General features: G+C 73.5%; 22 protein-coding genes and 1 pseudogene. 10 read left to right on the forward strand and 13 right to left on the reverse strand.

The genetic code is table 11. The annotated features are described in order from the left end of the window. Window positions 1-316: 316 nt before the first annotated feature. Window positions 317-1,669, reverse strand: a complete 1,353-nt coding sequence (locus ACIOD1_RS11590; RefSeq protein WP_401901715.1) for an MFS transporter — start codon at window positions 1,667-1,669, stop codon at window positions 317-319. Window positions 1,670-1,948: 279 nt separating this feature from the next. On the opposite strand from ACIOD1_RS11590, the gene ACIOD1_RS11595 reads away from it, so the two are divergent. The 3 genes from ACIOD1_RS11595 (at window position 1,949) to ACIOD1_RS11605 (ending at window position 3,979) form a co-directional block, all read left to right on the forward strand. Then, window positions 1,949-2,410, forward strand: coding sequence for a hypothetical protein (locus ACIOD1_RS11595; RefSeq protein WP_365612036.1), 462 nt, complete (start codon window positions 1,949-1,951; stop codon window positions 2,408-2,410). 73 nt (window positions 2,411-2,483) lie between these two features. Further along, complete coding sequence (locus tag ACIOD1_RS11600) at window positions 2,484-3,317, forward strand: MerR family transcriptional regulator (RefSeq protein ID WP_401901716.1); 834 nt, start codon at window positions 2,484-2,486, stop codon at window positions 3,315-3,317. Between the two features lie 68 nt (window positions 3,318-3,385). Continuing rightward, window positions 3,386-3,979, forward strand: coding sequence for an adenylate kinase (locus ACIOD1_RS11605; RefSeq protein WP_401901718.1), 594 nt, complete (start codon window positions 3,386-3,388; stop codon window positions 3,977-3,979). Here the strand turns inward: ACIOD1_RS11605 and ACIOD1_RS11610 are convergent. Then, entirely contained in the window at window positions 3,946-4,260 is a 315-nt protein-coding gene (locus ACIOD1_RS11610; RefSeq protein WP_365612027.1) for a hypothetical protein, read from the reverse strand. The genes ACIOD1_RS11605 and ACIOD1_RS11610 overlap by 34 nt on opposite strands. Window positions 4,261-4,352: 92 nt before the next feature. Between ACIOD1_RS11610 and ACIOD1_RS11615 the strand changes: the two genes are divergently transcribed. Continuing rightward, complete coding sequence (locus ACIOD1_RS11615) at window positions 4,353-4,811, forward strand: hypothetical protein (protein WP_365612025.1); 459 nt, start codon at window positions 4,353-4,355, stop codon at window positions 4,809-4,811. 115 nt (window positions 4,812-4,926) lie between these two features. On the opposite strand, the gene ACIOD1_RS11620 is transcribed toward ACIOD1_RS11615, so the two are convergent. Together ACIOD1_RS11620 and ACIOD1_RS11625 are read right to left on the reverse strand one after the other, a co-directional pair. Next, the gene (locus ACIOD1_RS11620; RefSeq protein ID WP_401901721.1) at window positions 4,927-7,659 is read right to left on the reverse strand and encodes a DNRLRE domain-containing protein; all 2,733 of its coding nucleotides are present in this window, start codon (window positions 7,657-7,659) and stop codon (window positions 4,927-4,929) included. A gap of 268 nt (window positions 7,660-7,927) precedes the next feature. Then, window positions 7,928-9,907 carry a glycoside hydrolase family 5 protein gene (locus ACIOD1_RS11625; protein ID WP_401901723.1) on the reverse strand — a complete coding sequence of 660 codons (1,980 nt, stop codon included), beginning with the start codon at window positions 9,905-9,907 and terminating at the stop codon, window positions 7,928-7,930. A gap of 263 nt (window positions 9,908-10,170) precedes the next feature. Between ACIOD1_RS11625 and ACIOD1_RS11630 the strand changes: the two genes are divergently transcribed. The 3 genes from ACIOD1_RS11630 (at window position 10,171) to ACIOD1_RS11640 (ending at window position 11,765) form a co-directional block, all read left to right on the forward strand. After that, the gene (locus ACIOD1_RS11630) at window positions 10,171-10,473 is read left to right on the forward strand and encodes a hypothetical protein (RefSeq protein ID WP_365612016.1); all 303 of its coding nucleotides are present in this window, start codon (window positions 10,171-10,173) and stop codon (window positions 10,471-10,473) included. A gap of 163 nt (window positions 10,474-10,636) precedes the next feature. Next, the gene (locus ACIOD1_RS11635; RefSeq protein WP_365612013.1) at window positions 10,637-11,098 is read left to right on the forward strand and encodes a Crp/Fnr family transcriptional regulator; all 462 of its coding nucleotides are present in this window, start codon (window positions 10,637-10,639) and stop codon (window positions 11,096-11,098) included. Window positions 11,099-11,321: 223 nt separating this feature from the next. Next, complete coding sequence (locus tag ACIOD1_RS11640; protein ID WP_365612009.1) at window positions 11,322-11,765, forward strand: subtilase-type protease inhibitor; 444 nt, start codon at window positions 11,322-11,324, stop codon at window positions 11,763-11,765. 163 nt (window positions 11,766-11,928) lie between these two features. Here the strand turns inward: ACIOD1_RS11640 and ACIOD1_RS11645 are convergent, their stop codons facing one another. Then, window positions 11,929-12,771, reverse strand: a complete 843-nt coding sequence (locus ACIOD1_RS11645) for a GNAT family N-acetyltransferase (RefSeq protein ID WP_365612006.1) — start codon at window positions 12,769-12,771, stop codon at window positions 11,929-11,931. A 42-nt stretch (window positions 12,772-12,813) separates the two neighbouring features. Beyond that, window positions 12,814-13,278: a hypothetical protein gene (locus ACIOD1_RS11650; RefSeq protein ID WP_365612003.1), complete on the reverse strand. Its 465-nt coding sequence runs from the start codon at window positions 13,276-13,278 to the stop codon at window positions 12,814-12,816. A gap of 194 nt (window positions 13,279-13,472) precedes the next feature. On the opposite strand from ACIOD1_RS11650, the gene ACIOD1_RS11655 reads away from it, so the two are divergent. The 3 genes from ACIOD1_RS11655 (at window position 13,473) to ACIOD1_RS11665 (ending at window position 15,484) form a co-directional block, all read left to right on the forward strand. Further along, the gene (locus ACIOD1_RS11655; protein ID WP_401901726.1) at window positions 13,473-14,252 is read left to right on the forward strand and encodes an aminoglycoside N(3)-acetyltransferase; all 780 of its coding nucleotides are present in this window, start codon (window positions 13,473-13,475) and stop codon (window positions 14,250-14,252) included. A 38-nt stretch (window positions 14,253-14,290) separates the two neighbouring features. Continuing rightward, window positions 14,291-15,025 carry an SIR2 family NAD-dependent protein deacylase gene (locus tag ACIOD1_RS11660; RefSeq protein ID WP_401901728.1) on the forward strand — a complete coding sequence of 245 codons (735 nt, stop codon included), beginning with the start codon at window positions 14,291-14,293 and terminating at the stop codon, window positions 15,023-15,025. A 126-nt stretch (window positions 15,026-15,151) separates the two neighbouring features. Next, window positions 15,152-15,484, forward strand: coding sequence for a hypothetical protein (locus ACIOD1_RS11665; RefSeq protein ID WP_401901729.1), 333 nt, complete (start codon window positions 15,152-15,154; stop codon window positions 15,482-15,484). A gap of 49 nt (window positions 15,485-15,533) precedes the next feature. Here ACIOD1_RS11665 and ACIOD1_RS11670 read toward each other — a convergent pair whose 3' ends face one another. From ACIOD1_RS11670 to ACIOD1_RS11700, 7 genes and pseudogenes are all read right to left on the reverse strand, one after another. Continuing rightward, a complete protein-coding gene (locus ACIOD1_RS11670; protein ID WP_365611991.1) occupies window positions 15,534-16,016 on the reverse strand; it encodes a VOC family protein in 483 nt (160 codons plus the stop codon). A gap of 116 nt (window positions 16,017-16,132) precedes the next feature. Then, window positions 16,133-19,699, reverse strand: a complete 3,567-nt coding sequence (locus ACIOD1_RS11675) for a bifunctional glycosyltransferase family 2 protein/CDP-glycerol:glycerophosphate glycerophosphotransferase (protein WP_365611988.1) — start codon at window positions 19,697-19,699, stop codon at window positions 16,133-16,135. 186 nt (window positions 19,700-19,885) lie between these two features. After that, on the reverse strand, window positions 19,886-20,260 hold the full coding sequence (locus tag ACIOD1_RS11680; RefSeq protein WP_365611985.1) for a hypothetical protein: 375 nt from the start codon (window positions 20,258-20,260) through the stop codon (window positions 19,886-19,888). A gap of 127 nt (window positions 20,261-20,387) precedes the next feature. Then, a complete protein-coding gene (locus tag ACIOD1_RS11685; RefSeq protein ID WP_365611982.1) occupies window positions 20,388-20,816 on the reverse strand; it encodes a roadblock/LC7 domain-containing protein in 429 nt (142 codons plus the stop codon). A 71-nt stretch (window positions 20,817-20,887) separates the two neighbouring features. Beyond that, a complete protein-coding gene (locus ACIOD1_RS11690) occupies window positions 20,888-21,664 on the reverse strand; it encodes a transcriptional regulator (RefSeq protein ID WP_365611979.1) in 777 nt (258 codons plus the stop codon). Beyond that, complete coding sequence (locus ACIOD1_RS11695; RefSeq protein WP_365611976.1) at window positions 21,661-22,074, reverse strand: hypothetical protein; 414 nt, start codon at window positions 22,072-22,074, stop codon at window positions 21,661-21,663. The genes ACIOD1_RS11690 and ACIOD1_RS11695 overlap by 4 nt, the downstream gene beginning before the upstream one ends. A gap of 232 nt (window positions 22,075-22,306) precedes the next feature. Next, window positions 22,307-22,564: pseudogene (locus tag ACIOD1_RS11700) on the reverse strand (helix-turn-helix domain-containing protein); the annotation flags it as partial. Between the last annotated feature and the right edge of the window lie 95 nt (window positions 22,565-22,659).

Here is a 22,659-nt window from a genome sequence, read left to right on the forward strand (position 1 = left end):
CGACCGGGACCCCGTCCGCACAGGTGGCCCGTCCGCCGCCCGCGCGGGCGGCGGACGGGGCGAGTGGTGTGCGGGCGGATGTCGGCATCTGGGGTGTCTCCGAAGTGCGCTGCGTGGAGTGATTCTTGACAGTGGTTCTTGACCGGACTCTTTCCGTCCGGGCCGCTCCGGTCAAGCCGGATGTCCGATCCGCCCCATGCATCCGCTCTGTGCCGTGCTGTGTCGTGTCGTTCTTTGATGTGCCCTGTCAGGCCGCGATGTGCCGCGCCGCGCCGTGATGTGCCGACCCGACTCCGCCCTCCCGCGCGCGCGGACTCTACGGTCGGCCCTTCCCGGGCCCGGGGCGCTCCGCCACCGATGGCCCGGCGCCGTCCCCCAGAGGGTGCGCGGCCGGTCCCCGGTGGTCCGGGACGCCCGCCTCCGGGGCCCGGTCGCGCCGGGCGGTGACGACGACGGTGAGGGCGGCGGCCCCCATCAGGGCGGCTCCGGTCAGGGGTGCGGCGGCCACCGAGATCCCGTCCACCACCAGGCCTCCCACGAGCGCGCCCGCCGCGATGGCGAAGTTGAACATGGCCACCATCAGGGCGGAGGCGGCCTCCGCGGCCCGGGGCGCGGCTTTGATCATCCAGCTCTGCAGGCTGACGGAGACCCCGCCGTACACCAGGCCCCAGACCAGCAGCAGGACCGTCCCGGCGACGGCCCCGGGGACGAGCCCGATGAGGGCGAGCACCACGGTGAGGGTGGCGCCGACGGTGAGGACCGTACGGGGGGCGTCGCGCGACCCGGCGAGGAAGTTCCCCGCGACGCCGGCGAGGCCGTAGCCCAGCAGCAGGGTGCTGACGTAGGCGGCGTCGATGCCGGAGACCTCCCGCAGGATGGGCCGTACGAAGGTGTAGGCGGCGAACTGGCCCGTCACCACCAGGAAGGTGACGATCACCCCGGCCCGCACCCCCCGGTTGCGCCGCAGCAGGGCGGGCAGTTCGGCGAAGGTGACGGCCTTGGTCGGGGGCAGGGGCGGGAGCAGCAGGAGCAGGGCGAGGAGGGTGAGCGCGCCGAGGCCGCCGACGGCGGCGAAGGCGGTGCGCCAGCCGACGAGTTCGCCGAGGAGCGTGCCCGCGGGGACGCCGAGCACGGAGGCGGTGGGGACCCCGCCGAAGATCAGCGCGGTGGCCCGGCCGACGTGGCGCTCGGGCACCAGCCGGGCGGCGAGGCCGCCCGCGATGGCCCAGAACCCGCCGACGCTGACGCCGACGAGCAGGCGGGCGGCCAGCAGCACGCCGAAGCCGGGGGCGACGGCGGCGGCGACGTTGGCGATGGCCATCAGGGCGATGAGGACGCACAGGACGTGCCGCCGGTCCAGGCGGGCCGCGCCGACGGCGACGAGCGGGGCGCAGAAGCCCGCGACCAGTCCGGGGGCGGTGACCATCAGCCCGGCGGTGCCCTCGGAGACGCCGAGGGCGCCACCGATGGGGGTGAGCAGGCCGACGGGCAGCAGCTCGGAGGTGATCAGGCAGAAGATCCCGAGGGAGACGGCGGTGACGGCCGCCCACCCCTTGGCACCGCTCGACGCCCTGACGGGAACGACGGCAGCAACGGAAACGACGGGAGCAGCGGGCTCTTCGGGTGCGGTTTCCGGCTCGGGAACGCGGGACGCGGCGGGTTCGGTCATGCTCGGCACTCCGTACGGCGGGAAGCGGGCGGACGGTGAACGGGGCACGGCGGCACCGGACTCCGGGGGTCGCGCCTCCCCCACAGCCCGCACTGCCCTGCCGTGCCGATCGCGTTCAGGGCCATTCTGCGACGGTCGGGGGTGAGGGTGTGTGCCTCCCGAAGGATCGATTCGGCAACACGGGGTCCGCCCAGGCCTCCCCCGCCCGGTCCCGATCGCGTCACCCGGACGCGTGAGGAACCGCCCCGGGCAGCCCCCGGACTACGGCATGGTGGTCGCGTGCAGTTACGCCGGGCCGCCCTGCCCCTCTCCCTCCTCGCGCTCCTCGCGAGCGCCGGCTGTGTCTCCGTACGCCCGGAGGCCACCCTTCCGGACCCTGCCCGGGGCTCCGTACCGCCCTTGGGGGCGCCGGACGCCCCCGATCCCGACGCGGGGGGATCGGCCCACCGCCGGCTCGCCGAGGGGGCCCACTGGCCGGCCCTGCCGCTGGGCGCGCTCCCGGCCGACGCGGCGCAGGCCGAGCCCCCCGCCGCCGAGCCCCCCGCCGGCGCCCGGCCGCGCGGCGAGCGGCCGGTGAAGCCCGCCCCGCCCCGCCGCGTACGCCCGCCGGGGTCCGCGACCGCGCGCGATCTGCGCCAGGCGGGGCCGCGCCTCCCGCGCGGGGAGGAGCTGTGCGCGGCGGCGGAGGGGACCGTTCCGCCGTCGATCGTGGATCTGTGCGTGCGCCAGTACGGCCGCTGACCTGGGAGTCCTTCCCTCGCGGTGGGGCAGACTTGACCCTCACACCGTGTCAGGCCGTCCCATGGAAGGCGTCATGTACACCATCGGAGACTTCGCCAAGCACGGCCGGGTGTCGGTCCGCATGCTGCGCCACTACGACGCGCTCGGACTGCTGCGCCCGGCACGTGTCGACCCCTCCAGCGGCTACCGCTTCTACGAGGCGGCGCAGCTGGCCCGCCTCAACCGGGTGATCGCCCTCAAGGAACTGGGCTTCAGCCTGGAACAGGTGGGATCGATCCTGAACGAGGAGGTGGGCCCGGAAGAGCTGCGCGGGATGCTGCGGCTGCGCCGGGCGGAACTGGAGACGGCGGTGGCCGAGACGGTCGCCCGCCTCACCCGGGTCGAGACGAGGCTCCGGACCATCGAGAGCGAGGGAACCATGCCCGCCGAAGAGATCGTGCTCAAGAGCCTGCCGTCCGTCCGGCTCGCCGAACTGACCGGGATCGCCGCGAGCTACGCCCCGCAGGACATCGGGCCGGTCATCGGCCCCTTGTACGAGGAGCTGTGCGCCCGCGTCGAGAGCGCGGAGGTCACACCGACCGGCCCGGGCACCGCCTACTACGAGGCGGCTCCCGGCGGCGAGCCGGGCTCCGTGCTGGTGCACGCCGGCCTGCCCGTCGCGGCGGCCGTCCGTGCCGGGGAGCTGGGGGGCGCGGTACGGATCGTCGAACTGCCTCCGGTCGAACGGGCGGCGACGGTCGTACACCGGGGCTCCATGGACGGGGTGCTGCCGACGGCCCAGGCCCTGGCGCACTGGATCGACGCCCACGGGCACCGCTCGACGGGCTACGCGCGCGAGCTGACCCTGGCCTGCCCCGAGGACCGCGACCGGTGGGTCACCGAACTCCAGGAGCCCCTCGTCCCGTGACCCGGTGAAGCGCCCCGGCGCCCCGGTGATCCGGCGCCCCGGTGATCCCCGGGGCGTAGGATCCGGCCATGCGGCGCGTACTTGTACTCGGAATCAGCGGGGCCGGGAAGTCCACCCTGGCCCGGGAGTTGGAGCGTCGGCTCGGGCTGCCCTTCCACGAGCTGGACGCCCTCCACTTCACCGGGCCGGGGTGGGCCGTCAATCCCGCCTTCGCCGAGGACACGGCCCGTGTCGCCGGGGCGGACCGGTGGGTGCTCGACGGGCAGGGCCCCGAGGCGGTGCGGGACCTGATGTGGGAACGGGCCGACACGGTGGTGTGGCTGGACCTCGGGCGCGCGGTGGTCATGCGGCGGGTGGTGCTGCGATCGCTGCGCCGGAGCCTGCGGCGGGAGCGCCTGTTCGGCGGGAACCGGGAGTCCTGGCGGGAGTGGCTGCGCGCCGACCATCCGGTGTGGTGGGCCTGGGCCCGGTACGCGGACCGGCGGGCGGAGATCGGCCGGCGGGCCGGGGACCCGCGGTACGCACCGCTGCGGGTGGTCCGGCTGCGCAGCCCCCGGGAGGCCGAGGCCTGGCTGCGGGAGCGGCTCCCGCACGGGACGGCCTTGGCGGCACCCGACACCCCGAGCTGTCAGGACGAGGGGCCGAGCAGTCCGCGGACGTAGGTGCAGCGCCGGGCGGTGTCCCGGCGGGCGGTGCGCAGGCGCCGCATCGTGGCGTGGCCCCGGCGGCTCCACTCCGCGCGGGGCAGCCCGACGCGCCGGCCCCCGCCGGTGATCAGGGCGTTGACCGGGGCGTGCGGGTCGGCGGCGATCCCCTTGGCCACCAGGACCCCGACCACCAGCGGCACCAGGGCCACCGCGAGCGCCGAACCGGCGGTGGTCACGCGGCGCAGGTGCGGGCGGTTCGCGGCGGGGGCCGCGGCGGGGGCGGTTGCTGAGGTCATGCCCCCATTCCAGCAGCGGCGGCCCGTCGGGGGATCGGGGCGGATACTCAGGCCGTCGGCGTGAGGTACTCAGACGGACGGGAGGCGCGGCCGTGACGGACGTGCGGGGTGAGGGGTTCGAACCGGCGGACGGGGACGGCCCGGAGGCGGACCTGACCGCGCCCGCGCGGGCGGCGGAGCTGCGGACGGCGTACGAGGGTCTGCTCCAGATCCGGCGCCTGCTCGCGGGCGGCCCGGACGCCCCTGCCCCGTGGGAGCTGCGCCTCATGCCGCGCGCGGTGGCGCTCGTCCTGGAGGCGGCGGGCTTCGCACCGTCCGCGCTGGACGCGGGTGGCGCGCGCGTGCGGGCGGGCTACCGGGTGGCGTCCGCCGGGCCGGGATCGGGGAAGGTCGAGGTGACCTGGCCGGGTCCGCCGGGGAGCGGGGCCGCCCTGGAGGAGCGGGAGCGGCTGTCGGCCTGCGCGGCGGAGCTGGAACGGCACGGCTGGGACTGCCTCCAGTACCGCGGCCCGCGCGGGCGGCGCTTCCTGGAGGTCGAGCCCCGCCGCTGACGGGGCCCGGCGCGGGGTCCGCCCGGGTCTCGGCGCGGGTCTCGGCGCGGGGTGAGGAGGACGAGTCCCGCGGGGCCGGATGCGACCCCGCGGGACGGGCACGGACGGCGAGGGATCAGGGGGCGCCGAAGGTGAGGGTCAGCCGGGGCGTCCCCTCGTTGGCCGCCGCCTGCGAGGACCACAGCCACAGCGCGTCCGTACCGGCGCTGGTCAACGCGAGGCCGTAGGAGCCGCCCAGGGCGTCCGCCACGGTGGCGGTGTCCAGGCCGGCGGTGTGGACCGCCGAACCGTCGGGGATCCCCGGGTAGCTCCCGAGGGCGGGAGCGCCGAGGCCGGGGCGGTTGTTGTACGTGGTGCCGCCCTCCGTCCACGCGCCGGTGATCGGGACCACCGAGACGGTGTCCGTGGTCCCGGCGCCGCTCATGGTGCTGGTCTTCACGCTGAGCGTCGCCGACTTGAGCACCGTGCCCGTCGGGGCCGCCGGCAGGGTGAAGCGCAGGTAGCTCGCGTACAGGGAGGTACCGCGCACCGCGAGGGAGCCGGAGGTGCCGTAATTGGTGGCCGGGGCGCCCGCGTTCGCGTACGTGTCCTCGGCCGCCGTGACCTGGACGACGGAGTCGGCCGGGGCGGTGGCGAGCGCGTAGTGGTTCTGGACCTGGGCCGCGCTCAGGACCGTCGGGTAGACGGCGGTCTCGTCGAGCAGGCCGGCCCAGTGATCGCCGGTGGGACGGTCCGGCCAGGCGTTGAGGTTGTCCCCGCCGGTCCGCCAGTAGCCAGAGAAGCCCTCGTGCGTGGTGACGTTGAGGGCGCCGCGCTGGACGCCGTCCACGTAGAGGACCATGCCGCCCGGTCCCTGGGTGGCGACGACGTGGTGCCACTGGTCGTCGTTGTAGCTGCCGGAGGTGGTGACGGTGCGGGTGGCTCCGGTGTAGACGCCGTAGACCAACCGCCCGTCGTTGGTCATGTAGACGTGCTTGTCGTACTGGCTGCTGTTGTTGGTCTGTTGGTTGCCGAAGCCGACCAGCTTGCCGCCCTGGGTCGTGTTCGTCCTGAACCAGGTCTCGATGCTGTAGGTGGCTCCCACCGACTGCCGACGGTCACCGTAGACGTGGGCGTTGGTGCCGTTGAAGCCGATGGCCGTGCTCGCGCCGTTGACCGCGCCGGGCGACTGGCGCAGGGCCGGGGCGTTGTAGTGGACGCCCGCCTGGTCGCCGCCGTCCGAGGAATCCGCGACGTAGGGCAGGGCGGTGTCGTCGTAGCGCCAGAACAGTTGGGCGCCGTCGGCCCGGACCTGGCTCGGGTAGGCGTCGGCGGAGGCCGGCACCGTCACCGTGGTGGGCGCGGACGGGGCGCTGACGTTGCCGGCCGCGTCGGTGGCCGTGACCCGGTAGGTGTAGGACTGGCCGCCCTGGGCGGTGGTGTCGGTCCAGGAGGCCTGCGGGCGGCGGAAGAACAGCGAGTCGGCGGTGACCGTCCCGACGGGGGTGGCCGCGCCGTTGCGGTAGATCCGGTAGGTCAGCGCGCTGTCGTCCAGGTCGAGGCTGGTGCGCCAGCGCACCTGGACCGATCCCGGTTTGAAGGCGGCGGCGCTCGCCACGGGAACGGTGGGCGCGCCGGTGTCGCCGGTCGAGGAGAAGCGCGTCAGGCTCTGCTGCGCGGCCCCGTTGACCGTGGTGAACTCGCCGCCCACCCACAGGTAGGGGGTGCCCGCCTTGGAGCCGACGGTCATCACGCGCGGGCCGATGCCCTCCCCGATGCCGTCGTTGGTGTCGGGGGCCCAGCCCAGCTTGCCGACGCTGTCGGTCGGCTGCGCGAGGAGGTGGTGGCGCTGGCCGTCGGGGTACTCGCCGACGCTGGAGCAGTCGTGGGCGTGCGAGGCGCTGTAGAGCACGCTCTGGTAGGGCAGCACGGCCTGGGTGGCGCCGAGGCAGGTGTCGCGCCAGCGCTGGTTGAAGTCGGACAGGTTCAGGGCGATGCGGCCGTCGAAGACCCCACCGCCGGTGCCCTCGTTGCCGGTGTAGAAGCCGGTGGCGTCGGTGGCGATGTCCTTGACGACGGAGTTGGTCTCGATGAAGCCCGCGTAGGACTTGGTGAGGGCCCCGCTGGTGGCGTCCACCACGGCCAGCGCGTGCGTGTTCGTACCGTTGACGGTGAAGAAGTCGCCGCCCAGCAGCACGTTCTGGCCGTCGGGGGTGACCTCCACGGCCCGGCCGGGCTCGTCCGCGTTCGCGGTGAAGGGGCGCAACGCGCCGTCGTCGGCGTCCACGGCGGCGAAGCGTTGGCGCGACTGGCCGGCGACGGTGAGGAAGTCGCCGCCCGCGTAAACGGTGTCGGCGGTGACGGCGATGGCCCGGACCGTGGCCGCGAACGCGGGGCGGAAGCCCGCCTTCACCGTGCAGGTGTCCACGTCGATGGCGGCGATGCTGGAGACCGGGGTGCCGTTGACGGCCCCGAAGTAGCCGCCCGCGTAGAGGGTCTGCTTGTCGGGCGAGAGGGTGAGGGCGCGGACCGTGGCGGTGCCGCTGCCGATGGTGAAGGACAGCTTGCAGGAGGTCGGGGCGCCCGTCGCGGCGTCCAGGGCCACGAAGTTCACCGCCGACTGCTCGCTGCCCCCGCCGCCGGCGGGCGGGCGTACGGCGGAGAAGGTGCCGCCGACGAACACGCTGCCGCCCGCCTCGGCGAGCGCCCAGACCACGCCGTTGGGCTGCCAGGTGGGCAGGGCATCGGCGGTGAAGGCCACGGGCGGGGTGATGGCCGCGGCCTGTGGCACGAGGCCGAGGCCCACGATCGCGCCGGAGCCGGCCAGGGACAGGGCGAGAGCGACCGCCAACCCTCTGGATCTACGCATGAACCCCCCAGTTCGATGTGCGCACTGGTGCGTGTGTGCCACACGGGCCGCGCGGCACACGGACGTACGGCCGGGCGCCCCGACACGCGGACGACGGCCATGCGTACGGGCGCACCCTAGGACGAATCGGGGCGCCGGTCATCAGACTTGACCCATCGGTTGCCGATCGTGACCGGAGGACCACGGAACGGCCGGGTGCGGGGGCCCGGCCACCACGGTCGCACCGCTGCGGGGAGGGCGCCGGGCCGCCCCCGGCGGCGGTCGCCGCTCAGCCGGTCGGGAGGGGCCGGCACAGCAGGGCCGCCGGGGAGGGAAGGGCGGCGGCGCGGGTGGTGAAGGCGATGCCCGCCGCGTACTCGGCGAGCCCGCACTGGCCCTTGTAGTGGCCGGAGGCGAAGTCGCCGCCCGCCGCACCCGCCGGGCGGTTGTCCGAGCGGTCGAACCAGACGGTGCGGCCCGCTCCGGCAGGCAGGACCGTACGGGCCGGGACGCACAGGGCGGCCGAGACCCGTTGCCCGCGCAGGCTGTACCCGGTCAGGAACTGCCCCGCCGGGCACTGGAGCTTGGTATAGCCCGAGGCCCAATCGCCCCCGGGCGGTACGTACGCCTCGTCGCGGACGACGGTCTGGCCCGGTGACGCGCTCCGCAGGTCCGAGCCGACGCACAGGCCGCGCCCACCGGTGTGGCCGAGGCCCGCCAGCCGGGAGCCGTCCGGGCAGACGGCCTTGCGGGCGCCGCTGTCCCAGTCACCGCCGGCCAGGGTGCGCAGGGAGGCGTTGTGGTCCCGGTGGTCGGTGCTGAGCTGGTACCAGGCCGGGCCAATCGGCACCGCTCCGGTGCGGGAGGGGCCGGTGGTGAGGGCGGTCCAGGGGGCGGTGCGCCAGTCGCCGGGGTCGAGGGCTCCGGTGCGGCGGCCCGTGTGGTCGTAGCGGAGCATCGCCCAGCTGTCGCCGCCCGGGGCTCCCTGAGCGGTGGTGCTCCAGCCGACGAGGGGCCAGTACGCGAAGTCGGCGTCGGTGGCGGCCAGTCGGCCGGTGAGGTTGGCGAACCAGGCGCGCGGGGCGGCGCCGGTCTCGTCGGCGCCGATGCCGAACTCGCTGATCCAGACGGGGGCGGTGAAGTGGGTGCCGGTTTCGGCGGAGACGAAGAAGGCCTGGTCGTAGAGGGTCCGTTCGAGCTCGGTCGGGGTCATGTCCTGGTAGCGGGGGTCGTGGGTCTCGCCCGTGCCGGTCGCGCCGCTGTGGTGGGGGCCGGTGTACCCGTAGAAGTGGGCCGCGTAGACGAGCTTTCCGGAGACGACGAGGGTGTGGGAGAGGGTGCGGACGGGGGTGAGCGCGGGACGGCCGTGCGGGAGGCCGTCCGCCGGGATGCCCGTCCAGTTGATGCCCTCGATGACGATGAGGAGGTCCGGGTTGGCCTCGATCAGGATCCTGTCCGCGGCCTCCTGCGCGGCGGCCTGCCAGTCGTGGCCGTCACCGAGGCCCCAGTTGGGGTCGTCCCACAGGTCGCGGCGGACCTCGTTGTAGAGGTCGGCGCCGACCACGCGCGGGTTGGCGCGGTAACGCCGGGCGAGGAAGACCCAGTCGTCGGCCCACTGGGCGGTGGAACGACCGCTGTTCCAGCGCTCGTTGCCGTCGAGACCACAGCACCAGCGGGTGGTGCCGGTGTGGTTGTTGAGGATGACGGCGAATCCGGCCTCGGTCAGGGCGGCGACGACGGCGTCGAACACCTGGAGCGGGGTGCGACCGCGCAGCGCCGGGTTGGCCGCGACGGCGGCGTCCGGGACGGTGGCGGTGGTGTGCAGCATCTCGTTGGAGAAGGGGAGGCGGACGCTGTTGAGCCCGAGGGCCCTGAAGTCGGCCAGGAGGGTGGGCAGCGGGACCCGGTCCAGGCCGATCGGTATCCCGTGGGAGTCCTGGCCCGCGTGGTGGTTGGCGGGGTCGCCCGCGTCGCCGGAGCCGTTCCAGGATCCCTGGGCGCCGTCCCAGCTCCCCGAGCGGAGTCGGAAGCGGTTCCCGGCGGCGTCGACGATGTAGCGGCCCCGGGTGGACAGCGGCGGCGTCCAGACCTCCGCCGCCCCGGGCCCGGGGAGCGCGGAGACCGGCGGTGCGGGGAGAGTGGTGACCGGCGGCGCGGGGAGAGTGGTGACCGGTGGCGCCGGGAGCGCGGCGGCGGTCGCGGGCTGCCCGGTGAGGACCCCGCCCGCCAGAAGCAGCACGCTCAACACCACGCGTAGAAGGCTCTTCATCTCGCTCCCGCCGGCTCCGGCCGCCCGCTCCGGGCGACTGCGGCCGACAAGTTACCGGCCGGTCGCGGCACAGGGAAGGCACAGGAGGCCCCGGAGCCGTGGGGGCCGCCGGGGCGCTCCCCCGTCAACCCCGGCGTACGCGCGCCACCCCTTGCCACCGACCGGCCCGTCAAAACCGCCCCGCGGACGGCCCCACCCCTCTACCGTGCCCTGGTGGGGTTGGGCCCGCGCGCGGGCAGGGGCAGGACCGGAGGGTGGGGCTGATGGACGACGAAGAAGACATGCGGCTGGCGAGTATCACTCCGGAGATCTCCCGCCGCACCCTGGCGATGCTGCGCGGCCTCGCGGGGCTGGAGCCCGCCGAGCAGGTCCCCGAGGACGCCATGCTCGTCGCGGACGAGATCCTCGCCGAGCACGGCACGGACGGGCTGCGGGTCCTGGTGATGACCCTGGCCGCCTGGACGACGGCCCAGATCGAGAACGTGGCCGAGCTGAGCCGCCGCAGCCACGAAGCGGTGCTCGACGCGATGGAACTGGCCTGCCTGGAGGCCAACGCCGAGGACTAGGCAATGCCTGATGTATCGGGGCCCGGGTCGCCACCCACGGTGGGGGGGCGGACGACCGTACGTGTCCGTCCGGCCCGGTGCGCCGCGTCCCGGTGCGTTCCGGCGTCCGTCGGCGACACTGGGGGAAGCAGAGCGCTTCGGGGGGTCGTGATCGGAGGCCGTCGTGAGCACACCTTCCCCCATCCGGGTCGCCGCCGTCCTGTCCACCGAGCATCGCGGCCGACTGATGTCGCAGGCCCGTGAGGTCAATTTCCCCGAGGGCGCCCGCATCTTCGACGAGGGCAACCGGGCCGAGTGCTTCTGGATCGTGCGCTCCGGCACGGTGACCCTGGAGGTCCCCATGCCGGGGCAACGGCCCGCTCCCGTGGAGAGCCTGGGCCCCGGGGAGCTGGTGGGCTGGTCGTGGCTGTTCCCGCCGTACGTCTGGCAGCTGGGCGCCGAGGCCATGACGCCGGTACGCGCCTACGAGTTCGACGGGCCGAGCGTGCGGATGCTCATGGACGCCGACCCGGCCTTCGGATCCGCCGTGGGCCACTGGGTGGGTCGGGTCCTCGCCGTCCGGCTCCAGCAGACCCGCACCCGCCTCCTTGACCTCTACGCCCCGCGTACGGGCGCCACCCGCTGACCTGGATCAACGGGCCCGGCGCGTCCGATCGGGCTCGATGGGGGGGTGTTCGGCCGTTTCGGCGGACCGCTCCCCCACAGGTCACGGCGTGGCGCACCGCTGCGGACTGCACACACTCCCTCACGATCGGTGACGAGAAACAGCGGTACGAACGGGCGTTCCCCGCCCCCATGGGCAAGACTCCCGTCCGTTATCCGAAACACCGAGTCGAGGAGTGTTCGAAATGCGGTCCATCACCAGGAGCCTGGGACTGGCTTCCGGAGCCATGGCGCTCACCGCCCTCACCGCGCTGACCGGGAGCGGAACCGCCGACGCGGCCCCGTCCGGCACGCAGACGCTGTACGCGCCCTCCGCCCTCGTGGTAAGCGTGACGGCCGGGGAGGACGCCGCCGAGGGGACGGTGCTGCGCGCCGTGACGCTGGTGTGCGCGCCCCGGCCGGGAGGCACGCACCCCGCCCCGGCGGCGGCCTGCGCCGAACTCCGGTCGAGCGGAGCCTCGTTGGACGTGCTGACCGCGCCCCGACCCGATACGGCGTGCACGCGCGAGTGGAACCCGGTGACGATCACCACCGACGGGGTCTGGCAGGGCCGCAGGTTGAGCTACAGCCACACCTTCGGCAACCCGTGCAACCTCCACAGCAGCAACGGCGTGCTGTTCGGCATCTGACGCCGCCGCGCGCCTCGGGGTCCCCCACCGCGGGGCCCCGCACCTGAAGATCCCGCAAGACCCCGCGTGTGCTCCGCGCCGGGCGGCGCCGTGCGACCGCCGCCCCGCACGGCTCCGCATCCGCTCGGACGGCGGGCCCGGCTCTGGCGAACGGGCCCGCCGCTCAGCCGAGTTCGAGGCTGGTGACCGCGTAGAGCGCGGCCAGGTCCAGCTCGGGCGGCGCCCCCGTGTACATGCGGGCCGTCTCGAACGCCGGGGTCAGACCGAGCTCCTGCGCCAGGGTCACCGCCGCCGGGTTCGCGTCGGGCACGTCCAGGGACACCGCCCCGTCGGGGGCGTGCTCGGCCAACCGCCGCGTCAGGGCGGCGGCCACCTGCGGGGTGGCGGCGTAGAGCGGCCCGATGCGGGCGGCCCCGACACAGGGACGGACCACCCCGAGGCCCTCGATCCGCCCGTCCCGGACGGCGGCGAGGGCGGTGCGGTCGGGCAGTGAGGTCCAGGCCGCGAGGAAGGCGTCGCGGGCTTCCGGGAAGAACCGGCGGTCGTACGCGGCGAGCATGGCGAAGGGCAGCGAGGCGGCGTCCACGATGCGCACGGCCCCGTCGTCACCGGCCTGCGGAACCCCCTCGTAGCGCATGTTGGTCCACGCCGAACGAAAGCCGGACCTGCGGTAGTTGCCCTGCTGCTCGACCACTCCGTCGAGGCCGGTCAATCGCCCGTCGAGCCTCCGCGTGGCCGCGTTCCACAGCCGCATCCCGTAGCCACGGCCGCGCAGGTCGGGGCGGACGATGTAGAAGCCGATGAACCCGAAGCCGGAGCCGTAGCGCACGGCGGAGACGCAGGCGACGGGCTCCCCGTCGCGCCGCCCGACGAGGAAGCCCCCGGGGTCGGCGACCGCGAAGGCGAAGCGGTCGCCGTGGCCCGGGTTCCAGCCCTCCTCCTCCGCCCAGGTCCGCATCAGTTCCATGTCGGTGGCGCTCGCGCCGGCGATCTCGAATCCCGTCATGTCCGGTGTTGTACCAGAGGGCCGGCCGGGCCCCGTCGGGAATCAGCCCGCGCAGATCACGTCGTCGAGCTGGATCGGGAGGGAGTCGAGGCGCACGTAGGCGGTGAAGGTGTCGGTGACCCCGCCGTCCCAGGAGGTGGTGACGGTGGCCCAACCCACGCCCGCCGCCTGGGCGACGGTGCTCGGGCCGACGGCGATGCTCCTCGGGACCTCGTGGGTGCAGAGCAGTACGTCGGTCTCGGGGGTGCGGTCCTGCTTCTCGCGCAGTTGCTGAGAGACGCGGTGGCCGCGGTCCTCGGCGGTGGGGCCGCCGTTCCCGTAGAAGGAGCGCAGGAAGCGGGCGATCTCCTCGGCGGTGTGCAGGTGGCGGTGGCGCGGCGCCGGATCTCCGGGCACGGCTGCGGAAACCGCCGGGGCCGCCGAGGCGGGCAGCGGGCACAGGGCGCCGGACAGAGCGGCGGACAGGGCGAGCAGCAGGGCCCCACAGCGGTACGGCATCAACGTCATGTCCGGTTTCTAGCCGTAGGGCCGGGAAGTGCGTCAAGGGCGCGGCGCGGGCTCACCCCGGTGGGTGCGCGGATTCACCGGAGAAACGAATCTCCCCCCGCCACCCGGCCCCGCCCGCACGCCCCGCGGCCGGGAATGATCTGATCGCCGGGAGCGGAGCACACGAACGAACGGCGGGACGGCACGTGCACGGCATGATCGGTACGACGGAACTGGTGGCGGGGTGGCGGCGGGTCGGAGTCCGGGAGGGCGCGACCCTGATGGTGCACGCCTCCCTGTCCAGCCTGGGACGGGTCGAGGGCGGTGCGGGCACCGTGGTGGCGAGCCTGCGGGAAGCGGTCGGCCCCGCCGGGACCGTGGCCGTGCCCGCCTTCACCTGGGAAGTCGCCGACCCGGATCCGGAGCACGTGGGCGTTCCCGGCCCGGAGGTCGCCGCGCGGCGGGCGGCGGTCCCGCTGTTCGGGCCCGGCCTTCCGGTGACCCGCGCGCTGGGCGCCGTACCGGAGGCGCTGCGGTCGTTGCCGCAGAGCCTGCGCAGCGCGCATCCGCAGGCCTCGGTGGCGGCGGTCGGCGCGCGCGCCGCCGAGATCACCGAGGGCCAGTCCCTGGGTTTCGCGCTGGGCCGGAACTCGCCGTTCGGGCGGCTCCACGACCTGGACGCGCACATCCTGCTGATCGGGGTGGGGCACGACCGCAACTCCTTCCTGCACCACGTCGAATCGCTCCTGCCGCGCCCCCGGTTGAAGGTGCGCCGCTTCCCGATGGAGGTGGCGGGCGAACGGGTGTGGGTCGAGACCCCGGACGTGGGCGACGACAACGGCACGCACTTCCCGGTGCTCGGCGCCGCGTTCGAGCGGCACGCGGGGATCGCCGAGGTGAAGGTGGGCGGGGCGGCCTGCCGGCTGCTGCCGGCCCGCGCCCTGGTCGACTTCGCCGCGCCCCTGCTCCAGCGGCTCCTGGACCACGGGGAATAGGGTCGCGGACCGGTGCGGGGCTGCGTAGGGTCGGTTCCATGGGGAAGCCGCTCGTCGCAGTGTTCAGTGGGGCCGGAATGTCCACCGACTCCGGGATTCCGGACTACCGGGGGCCGCAGGGCCTGTGGCGGCGCGAGCCCGACGCCGAGAAGCTCGTGACGTACGCGTACTACATGGCCGATCCGGAGATCCGGCGCCGCTCCTGGCTGATGCGCGCCGAGCTCCGGGCCGCCGCGCCCCGGCCGAACGCCGCGCACCTGGCGGTGGCCGAGCTGGAACGCGGCGGCACCCCGGTCCGGGTGATCACCCAGAACGTGGACGGGCTGCACCAGCTGGCCGGCATGCCCGCGCGCAAGGTGTTCGAGCTGCACGGGACGGCCCGGGCGGTGGTGTGCACGGACTGTCGGGCCCGGACGACGTTGGACGAGGCCTTGGCCCGGGTCGCCGCCGGGGAGCCCGACCCGGCCTGCCTGACCTGCGGCGGGATCCTCAAGACGGCCACCGTGATGTTCGGCGAGCGGCTCGACCCCGAGGTGTTGGGCCAAGCCATGGCGGTGGCCAAGGGCTGCCAGGTGTTCATCGCGGTCGGCAGCACCCTCCAGGTCCAACCCGCCGCCTCACTGGCCGGGATGGCCGCCGAGGCGGGGGCCCGCCTGATCATCGTGAACGCCGAGGAGACCCCGTACGACTCCCTGGCCACCGAGATCGTCCGCGAACCCATCGGCAGCGCCCTCCCGGCCCTGCTGACCCGCGTTTCCGCGGAGTCGGCCTAGGCCGAGGTCCACCGGCCGCCACCGACCCCGGACCCACGCACGTCCACGGCGCCGCCCACGTCGACTCTCACGCCAACGCCAACGCCAACGCCCACGTCCACGTCCACGTCCACGGGCGAGTTGTTCGTGGGCGCGTTGCGCGAGATCGGATCGGCCGACACGGACGACGGTCCCTCGCCCTGCCTGGACGCCGTGCAACGACGGCCGACCCGGCACGTCTCCGAGCGCGCGGCGTCCCTGCCGGCGGACGAGGACGGTGTGGTGCGCTGGTACGCCCTGTACGCGCTGTTCCACGGGACCGTCGCGGTCACCGACGAGCGCAAGGGCGTCTGGGCCGGGGCCCTCCGCGAGAGGGGCGACACGGAAAGACGCGCCCAACTGCGCCGTCTCGGCGCGTCCCTGGACGACGGCTCCCCGCCCGCCCTGCGCCGAACCCTGCACCGACCGCCGCTCCGCTGAACCGCCCCGCTCCCCCGGCGGGCCGGCGCGGGGGCGGCGGCAGGACGGTTCAGGCCGCGTCGGCGGCCCGGCGCATCTCCGCGGCGTCGAGCTTCTTCATCTTCAGCATCGCGGCGGTCGCGCGGCCGGCGCGCTCCGGGTCAGGGTCGGAGATCAGCTCGATGGCCTCGACGGGGATGACCTGCCAGGAGACTCCGAACCTGTCCCTGACCCAGCCGCAGGCGACTCCCTCTCCGCCGTCCCGGGTCAGCTCCGCCCAGTAGTGATCCGTCTCGGCCTGGTCGGCGCAGTGGATCTGGAAGGAGATCGCCTCGGAGAAGCGGAACTGCGGGCCTCCGTTGAGCCCCACGAACTTCTGCCCGTTGATCTCGAACTCGACGACCATCACCTCGCCCGCCGGACCGGGCCCGGCCTCGTTGTAGCGGCCGATCCGGCCGAGCTTGCCGTCCTTGAAGACCGACAGGTAGAAGTCGGCGGCGGCCTCCGCGTTGCCGTCGAACCACAGACAGGTGGTGAAGCCGTTGCTGGGCATGGTTGCCTCCGGGAGGGGTACGGGGCGGCCCGCTGCCGTCCCTCTCCTACAGACAGGTCCCGCGCCCGAAACTCATCGGTGGGCGCGGGACCTTTCCGTACGTTCACCCCTGCGGGCTACTTCCCGAGCATGCGGTCCACGACCCGCTCGGTGGCGCGGCCGTCGTCGAGGTCGCAGAACTCCTCGCGGAACGCGGCCCGCGCGCCGGCGTACTCGACGCCGAGGGCGTCCGCGTCGCGTACGGCCGCGATCAGGCTGTCGGAGTCCGTCAGCAGCGGCCCGGGGGCCTTCGCCTCCAGGTCGAAGGTGAAGCCGCGCAGGGTGTCGCGGTAGTGCGGCAGGTCGTACGCGAACAGCAGGATCGGCCGGTCGGTGAGCGCGAAGTCGAACAACGCCGAGGAGTAGTCCGAGATCAGCACGTCGGCGACGAGCAGCAGGTCGGTGGTGTCGGGCCAGCGGGACACGTCCACGACGAAGCCGTCCCGGACGCCGCCGTTGACCTGCTCCCCCACCTTGTGGTGGGCGCGGACGAGCAGGACGTGGTCCTCGCCCAGCTCGCGGCGGGCCGCTTCGACGTCGATCCGCATGTCCAGCTTGTAGCCGCCGGTCCAGCCGAGGCGGTTCTCGCGCCAGGTCGGGAGGTAGAGGACGACCTTCTTGCCCTCGGGCAGTCCCAGCCGGCGGCGGACGTCGGCGATCCGGTCCGCGTCGGGGCGGACGAGGGCGTCGGTGCGCGGGCTGCCCGACTCGACGACCTCGCCGCGGTAGCCGAGGGCTCGCTGGAGCACGGGGGTGGCGTAGCTGCCCGGGGAGGCGAGCAGCGTCCACTGGGCACTGTCGTGCTCCAGGCCCTCCAGCACCTCGGGGCTGGTGTAGTAGTCGTGCGTGAAGTCATAGCCGATCTGCTTCAGCGGGGTCCCGTGCCAGGTCTGGACGACGGTCTGGCCGGGGCGACGCCTGAAGGTGCGCGGCACGCTGTCGTTGGTGACGTAGTAGCGGGCCCGGGCCAGGACCTCCCAGGCCTCCAGGCTGCCGTGCTGGACGGCGCGCGCGGTCGCGGGGACCTCGGTGCGGCCGTCGCGGACGAGCCAGACGTGCTCCAACTTCTCGCCCCGGCGCAGCAGTTCCTCGTGGATGGCGCGGGGCGAGTCGCCGGCGCCGTTGCCCTGGAAGGTGTCGTAGACGGCCATGTCCTTGACGGGCAGTTCGCGCTGGGCCGGGTAGGTGACGTCGCGGGCCACGCGCTGGGCGTAGTGGGAGCGGTCGTGCGGGCTCAGGAGCGGGTCGCAGACCAGGGCCATGCGGTCGTGGAGGCGGGCCTCGACGCGCATGCGGCGGCCCAGGACGGTGACGGCGTGCGGGCCCGACAGCATGACGGACGGCAGGAGTTGGAGGGGTGCGCCCCGGTCCACGCCGAGCTGTCCGGCGGTGTCCCGGCTGTGGTCGGCCGGGCGCAGGGTGGGCCACCAGCGGCCGGCCGGGAGGGTGGTGCGGCCGGCCCGGTCGGCGGGCAGGACGGGTTCGAAGGAGGCCTCGAAGCGGTCTCCGTCGCGGGTGACGGGGTAGCTGAACTCCGTGCCGTACTGGTTGTGGAGGACCAGTTCGTACGGGCGCTCGGCGTCGGCCTCGGGCGCCCGGAAGGGGCCGCGCAGGGTCAGGGTCTCGCCGTGGGCCGTGACCGTGTCGACGAGCGGCGGCGAGGACTGGACGGACAGGGTCAGGTGACCGCCGGAGGAGCGCTTGGCGTACACGGCCCGGCCGGAGGCGTCGTCCGGCAGGGGGACGACGAGGCCGGTGAAGCCGCCGCGCTCGTCGTGGACGAGGGGGTGGCGGGTTCCGTCGGCCCGGACCACGTGCAGGTACCAGGACTCGGGGGCCCAGCCGCCCTTCGTGCCCCGGCGGTCGGGGACGGCGCCGAGGCCGGCGAGGGGCAGGCGCACGGTGAAGGGGGTCCGACCGCCCGGGCCGGCGGGGGCCTCGGTGTCCAGCGGGACCTCGTGGACGGTTCCGGTGCCGGTGTGGTGCGCGCGCAGGACGGCTCCGGCGCCGACCTCGGCGGCCAGCTCTCCGGAGATCTCCAGGGCGTCGTCGGTGCGGCGGACGTCGAGGGCCCGGGCGCGGACGATCTCGACCTGGATGGTCAGGACGTTGTTGACGTTGGGCACGATCCGCACGTCGGGGGTGGCCCAGTAGGCGGGCGGGGTGAGCGCGCTGTCGTGCTCGCCGCCCTTGAGGCGGGCGCGGTGCAGGCCGCCCGCGCCGGTGACGGCGACGGAGACGGACCAGGTGCCCGCACGCCACTTGCCGCCCGACTGGAAGACGCCGGGGTCGACCGCGGCGGTGAAGCCGGCCCAGTCGGCGTGGCGCAGGGCGAGGTGGGGGGCGTGCACGGTGGCCATCGGGGAGGCGACGGTGCGGGTGTTGACCACGGTGCGGCGGCGCTTGCCGTTCTCGCGGAAGATCAGCATCTTGCGGGAGCCGAGCCGGCTCTCGGCGCCCATGTGGCCGGGGAGGGCGTAGCCGCGCAGCAGCAACTTCCCGTCGTTCCAGGCGACTTGCTCCAGCCGGCTGACGACGCGACGCTCGCGCGCTCCGAGGGTCAGCAGTTTGGCGGGGACGGGTGCCTTGAGGAAGGGGTAGTCGGCCTGGGGGCGGGCGAGCCCCTTGACGGGAACGCTGTAGATGAAGTCCCGCTGATGGCGCTGGAGGGCGGTGAACTCCTCGACGCGGCCCTCGCGGGCGAGGTAGGCCTTGAGCCGGTCGGCGACCGTGAGGTCGGCCCAGGGCTCGGTGCCTATCTCCCGGATGAGGCCGCCGACTTCCTTGACGAAGGCCTCGCGGAAGTCGGGGCCGGCCTCGGCGACGTACTTGTAGATGAGCGGGAGTTCCTCGCTGAGCACGTTGCGGTCGTAGTCGCGCAGGTAGCGGGCGTACTTCTCGCCCTGCTTGCCGAGGAGCGCCTCGCGGACCAGGCGGACGGAGGTCACACGGTCGATGACGGAGACGGGGTCGGTGGCGCGCTGGGTGATGGAGCGCTCGCCGGTCTCGCGGACCCGCCAGTGGTAGACCGGGTCGGCGATGACGTCGACGGAGGTCGCGAAGTAGTGGGCGGGGATGCTGACGGGGGCGTCCTCGTAGAGGATGCCCTCCGGGTAGCTGAAGCCGTGCTCGTCCCAGAAGCTGCGCCGGTAGACCTTGTTCCACGCGGTGCGGTCGGTGACCAGCGCCGGGAACTTGGAGATGTGCGTCTTCAACTGGGTCGTCGCGAAGGCGAGGCGGTGGCCCCACGACTGCTGCATGCCGACGGAGCGGAAGCGCTTGACGTTGCCCGCGGCGAAGTCGGAGCCGGTTTCGTCGAGGGCGCCGACGAGACGCTGGTAGGCGTCCGGCGGCATGGTGTCGTCGCTGTCGACGAAGGCCACGTACTCGCCGCCCTCGGCGATGTGCCGGTAGCCGACGTTCCGCGCGGCGCCGAGTCCCGCGTTCTCCTGGAGGACCAGTCGGAAGCGTTGGTCACGCTCCGCGAAGGACTTGGCGATCGTCGCACTGGTGTCGGTGGATCCGTCGTCGACCATGACGACTTCGAAATCGTCGAACGTCTGAGCTGCGAGGGATTCCAGGCACTCGTCGAGGTAGAGCTCGACGTTGTAGACAGGTACGACGATGCTCAGGCGCGGGGGCATGGGTGGCGACTTCTCCAGCGTTTTCACTTTGTCGACGGGTTGATGATCAGCTGATTACAGCATCTTACTCTGTAACAGGATGATAAATTCCGCCCATCCCGGTCATAACGCAGGGGTCCGCCGGGGCGGACGGCAAAGAATTCGGCCGCCCGCCACCGCGCCGTCGCGGAGCCCTCGTGACCGCCGTCAGATCTCCAGTTCGTTCTCGATCTTCTTCAGCTGGTGTCGGGCCATGGCGAGGTTGGCCCGGCCCCGGTCCAGGGCCAGGTAGAGGAAGAAGCCGACGCTGCCACGGGCCTTCATCAGCCGGATCAGGTGGTATTGGTTACCGAGGGTGATCAGGATGTCCTCGATCTCGTCGTCCAGGCCGAGCAGCTCCATCGCGCGGACCTTGGCCCGCACCACGTCGGTGTTGCCCGCTGCCGCGACCGAGAGGTCGAGCTCCTTGCCCCCGCCGATCGTGCCGAGGGCCATACCGCTGCCGTAGTCGACGAGGGCCGCGCCGATGGCGCCGTCGATGGTGGACATGCATTCCTTGAGCGCGGTCTCCACGTTGACCATGAGAGGTTCCTCTTCCTTCTGTGATCGTTGGTCTTGCCGGGTGTGCTGATGGCTTTCGTTAGGCATGCGGAATGTCCTGAGGACAGTCCTGCGGAGGGCCCGCCAGGGGCCGGACGGGGCCAGGGGGTCACGGGCCCGGTGGCCCGGCCGGGCCGCGGCGGGCCAGGCTCCGGTCGATGAGTTCGGTGATGCGCAGCGTGGAGCGGCGGGCCTCCAGGTGGAGGCGGCCCACGTTGACGCGCGGTTCCGCGATCAGGGTGAGCACGGCGGCGTCGCCGGCCGCGTACGTGGCGACGTACCCGTGCTCGCCGCGTACGAGCAGTTCACGGAAGCCGCCCTGGCCGGTGCAGTCGCTGAGCCGTTGGGCCACGCCGAGGGCGGCGGCGGTCAGGGCCGCGACGGACTCGGCCTCGGTGGCGGCGCTGTCCTGGGCGAGCACCAGGCCGTCGGCGCTGGCGGCGAGGGCGCCGGTCAACTGGGGCACCCGGGCCCTCAGCCGCCGCAGCTCGGCGAGTATCTCGGCTTCGGCATCCGCGGGCACCAGCGCCGTACTCATGTCGGCCTTCCTCCCATCGGGCAGCCTCCGCTCGGGTCGGTCGGCCCGCAGGGCAGGGCGCAGCGGGAGCCTCACAGACTTGCCTCCAGTGCGTCGCGTAATCGGCGGAGCAGTGCCACGTCCGGGGACTGGGACTGGGTCATCCAGTCGGGCAGGGACGGGAGCGGTTCGGGGGCGGGCGGCTCGTGCGGGGTTTCGACCAGACCGGCCGCCGCGAGTCTTCGCACGTCGAGCAGGGTGTGGAACGCGGGCCGGCCCAGTACCCACGCGAGATCGGCGGGGGTCCGGACGCCGTCGGCCTGGCCGAGCAGGATCCGCTGGCGGGCGGTGACGGTCTGGCCGGGCGCTGCCGGGCGGGGCACCACCGGAGCGGTGTCGAGCAGGGGGTAGGGCCAGACCGCGTCAAGCAGCTCCCGGCGGCGGCACGTCTCGCGCTCGACCGCGGCCGCCGGCACCGAGCGGACGGAGCCGATCCAGTGGGTGGCCCCGCGACGGAACCGCGAGGGTCCGCTGCCCGGCGAGAGCGCGAAGAAGGCGGCGTCGAAGATGGCGGCGAGGTGGCATATCTCCAGTTCGCCGCCGGCCATGCCGCCGCTGTCCACGAGGAACCGGGCGACCTGCCGGCGGGCGCCCGCCTGGTTCACGGCGTCGTTCCAGCGTTCGGGGGCGAGGCCCCCGCCCGTCGTGAGCAGCACGTCGAGGCCCGGGGTCGAGGGGCTCTCCGCGTGGACGACGCGACCGTCCTCCAGGAAAAGGGTGCCGCGGTCGCGCAGCAGGGCGCCGGTGGCGCGTTCGGCGGCGAGTCGGGTGAGCAGGGGTGAGACCGCGGTGGCCGTTCCGGTGGTCATCTCAGCACCAGCCCTTCGGCCAGGGCGCGGAGTTTGTGCCGGGCCAGGGCGAGGTTGCCTTCGGTCCGGTCGAGCCATAGGTGAAGGAAGACACTGCTGTCGAAGCTCGTCTCGACGAAGCGGAGGACGTGGTATCCCGAGCGGGTGGTGACGATCAGGTCCTCGACGGGCGGTCCGTCGGCGGTGGTCGCGTCGGCGGAGCCGACCTCGCCGGGCGCGGGTGCGAACGACTCGTACTCGGCTGCCGCCCTTGCCAGTTCGGCCGTCTCGGCGGCGGTGGTCTCGTGGTCACCGACCGGCGATTCTCCGGCGGTACCGAGGGCCAGCCCGCTGCTCCAGTCGACCAGCGCGGCCCCCCTCGCGCCAGGCAGGGCCATGGCTTCGAGCAGGCATTCGTCGATCCCGGGCACGCGGACTCCCCTCCCGGCCGGACGTGCTGAGGTGCACGGTCGTACGGCGCGACAGGAGGGAACTTACTCAACTTCCGCACTACGAAAAGGCGTTCTGGCATTTTCCGCTGGAACATGCGCGGTGGCACGTGCCGGCTTGGCCGGAACGCGATCGTTTTTGATCAAGAGTGCATTCCGGGGACCGGTTCACTCGGGAATTTGACCAAGGACATCACGAGGCGAGCGGAAGGCCCTCCGCGAGCCGGAACGCGCCGCCCTCCCGTTCAACGTAGCCCTCGTGGCTCAGTGTCCGCAGCAAGTGGTAGACGGTCGCCAACGGGATGCCGGTGACCCGTGCGAGCCGCTTGGCGGTCACCCCGCCCTCCGCGTGCATGGCCTCGACCAGGCGCAGGGCGCGTTGGACGGAACAGATCAGCGTGGGTGGGGAGGTGGATGCGGGTGGGGAGTTCGGTGCGGGTGTGCCGTCCTTCTGCTCGCGGCCGTTGTCCATGGTGGGGCCCCCTGCCGTACGACGCCTGCCGAAACCACCATCAAAGTCGCTCATCCCCCACGAAACCAGCGGACGCGCTTGAATCCGGGCATAAG

This window comes from Streptomyces sp. NPDC088097 (genome assembly GCF_044741845.1).
Taxonomy (GTDB): domain Bacteria; phylum Actinomycetota; class Actinomycetes; order Streptomycetales; family Streptomycetaceae; genus Streptomyces.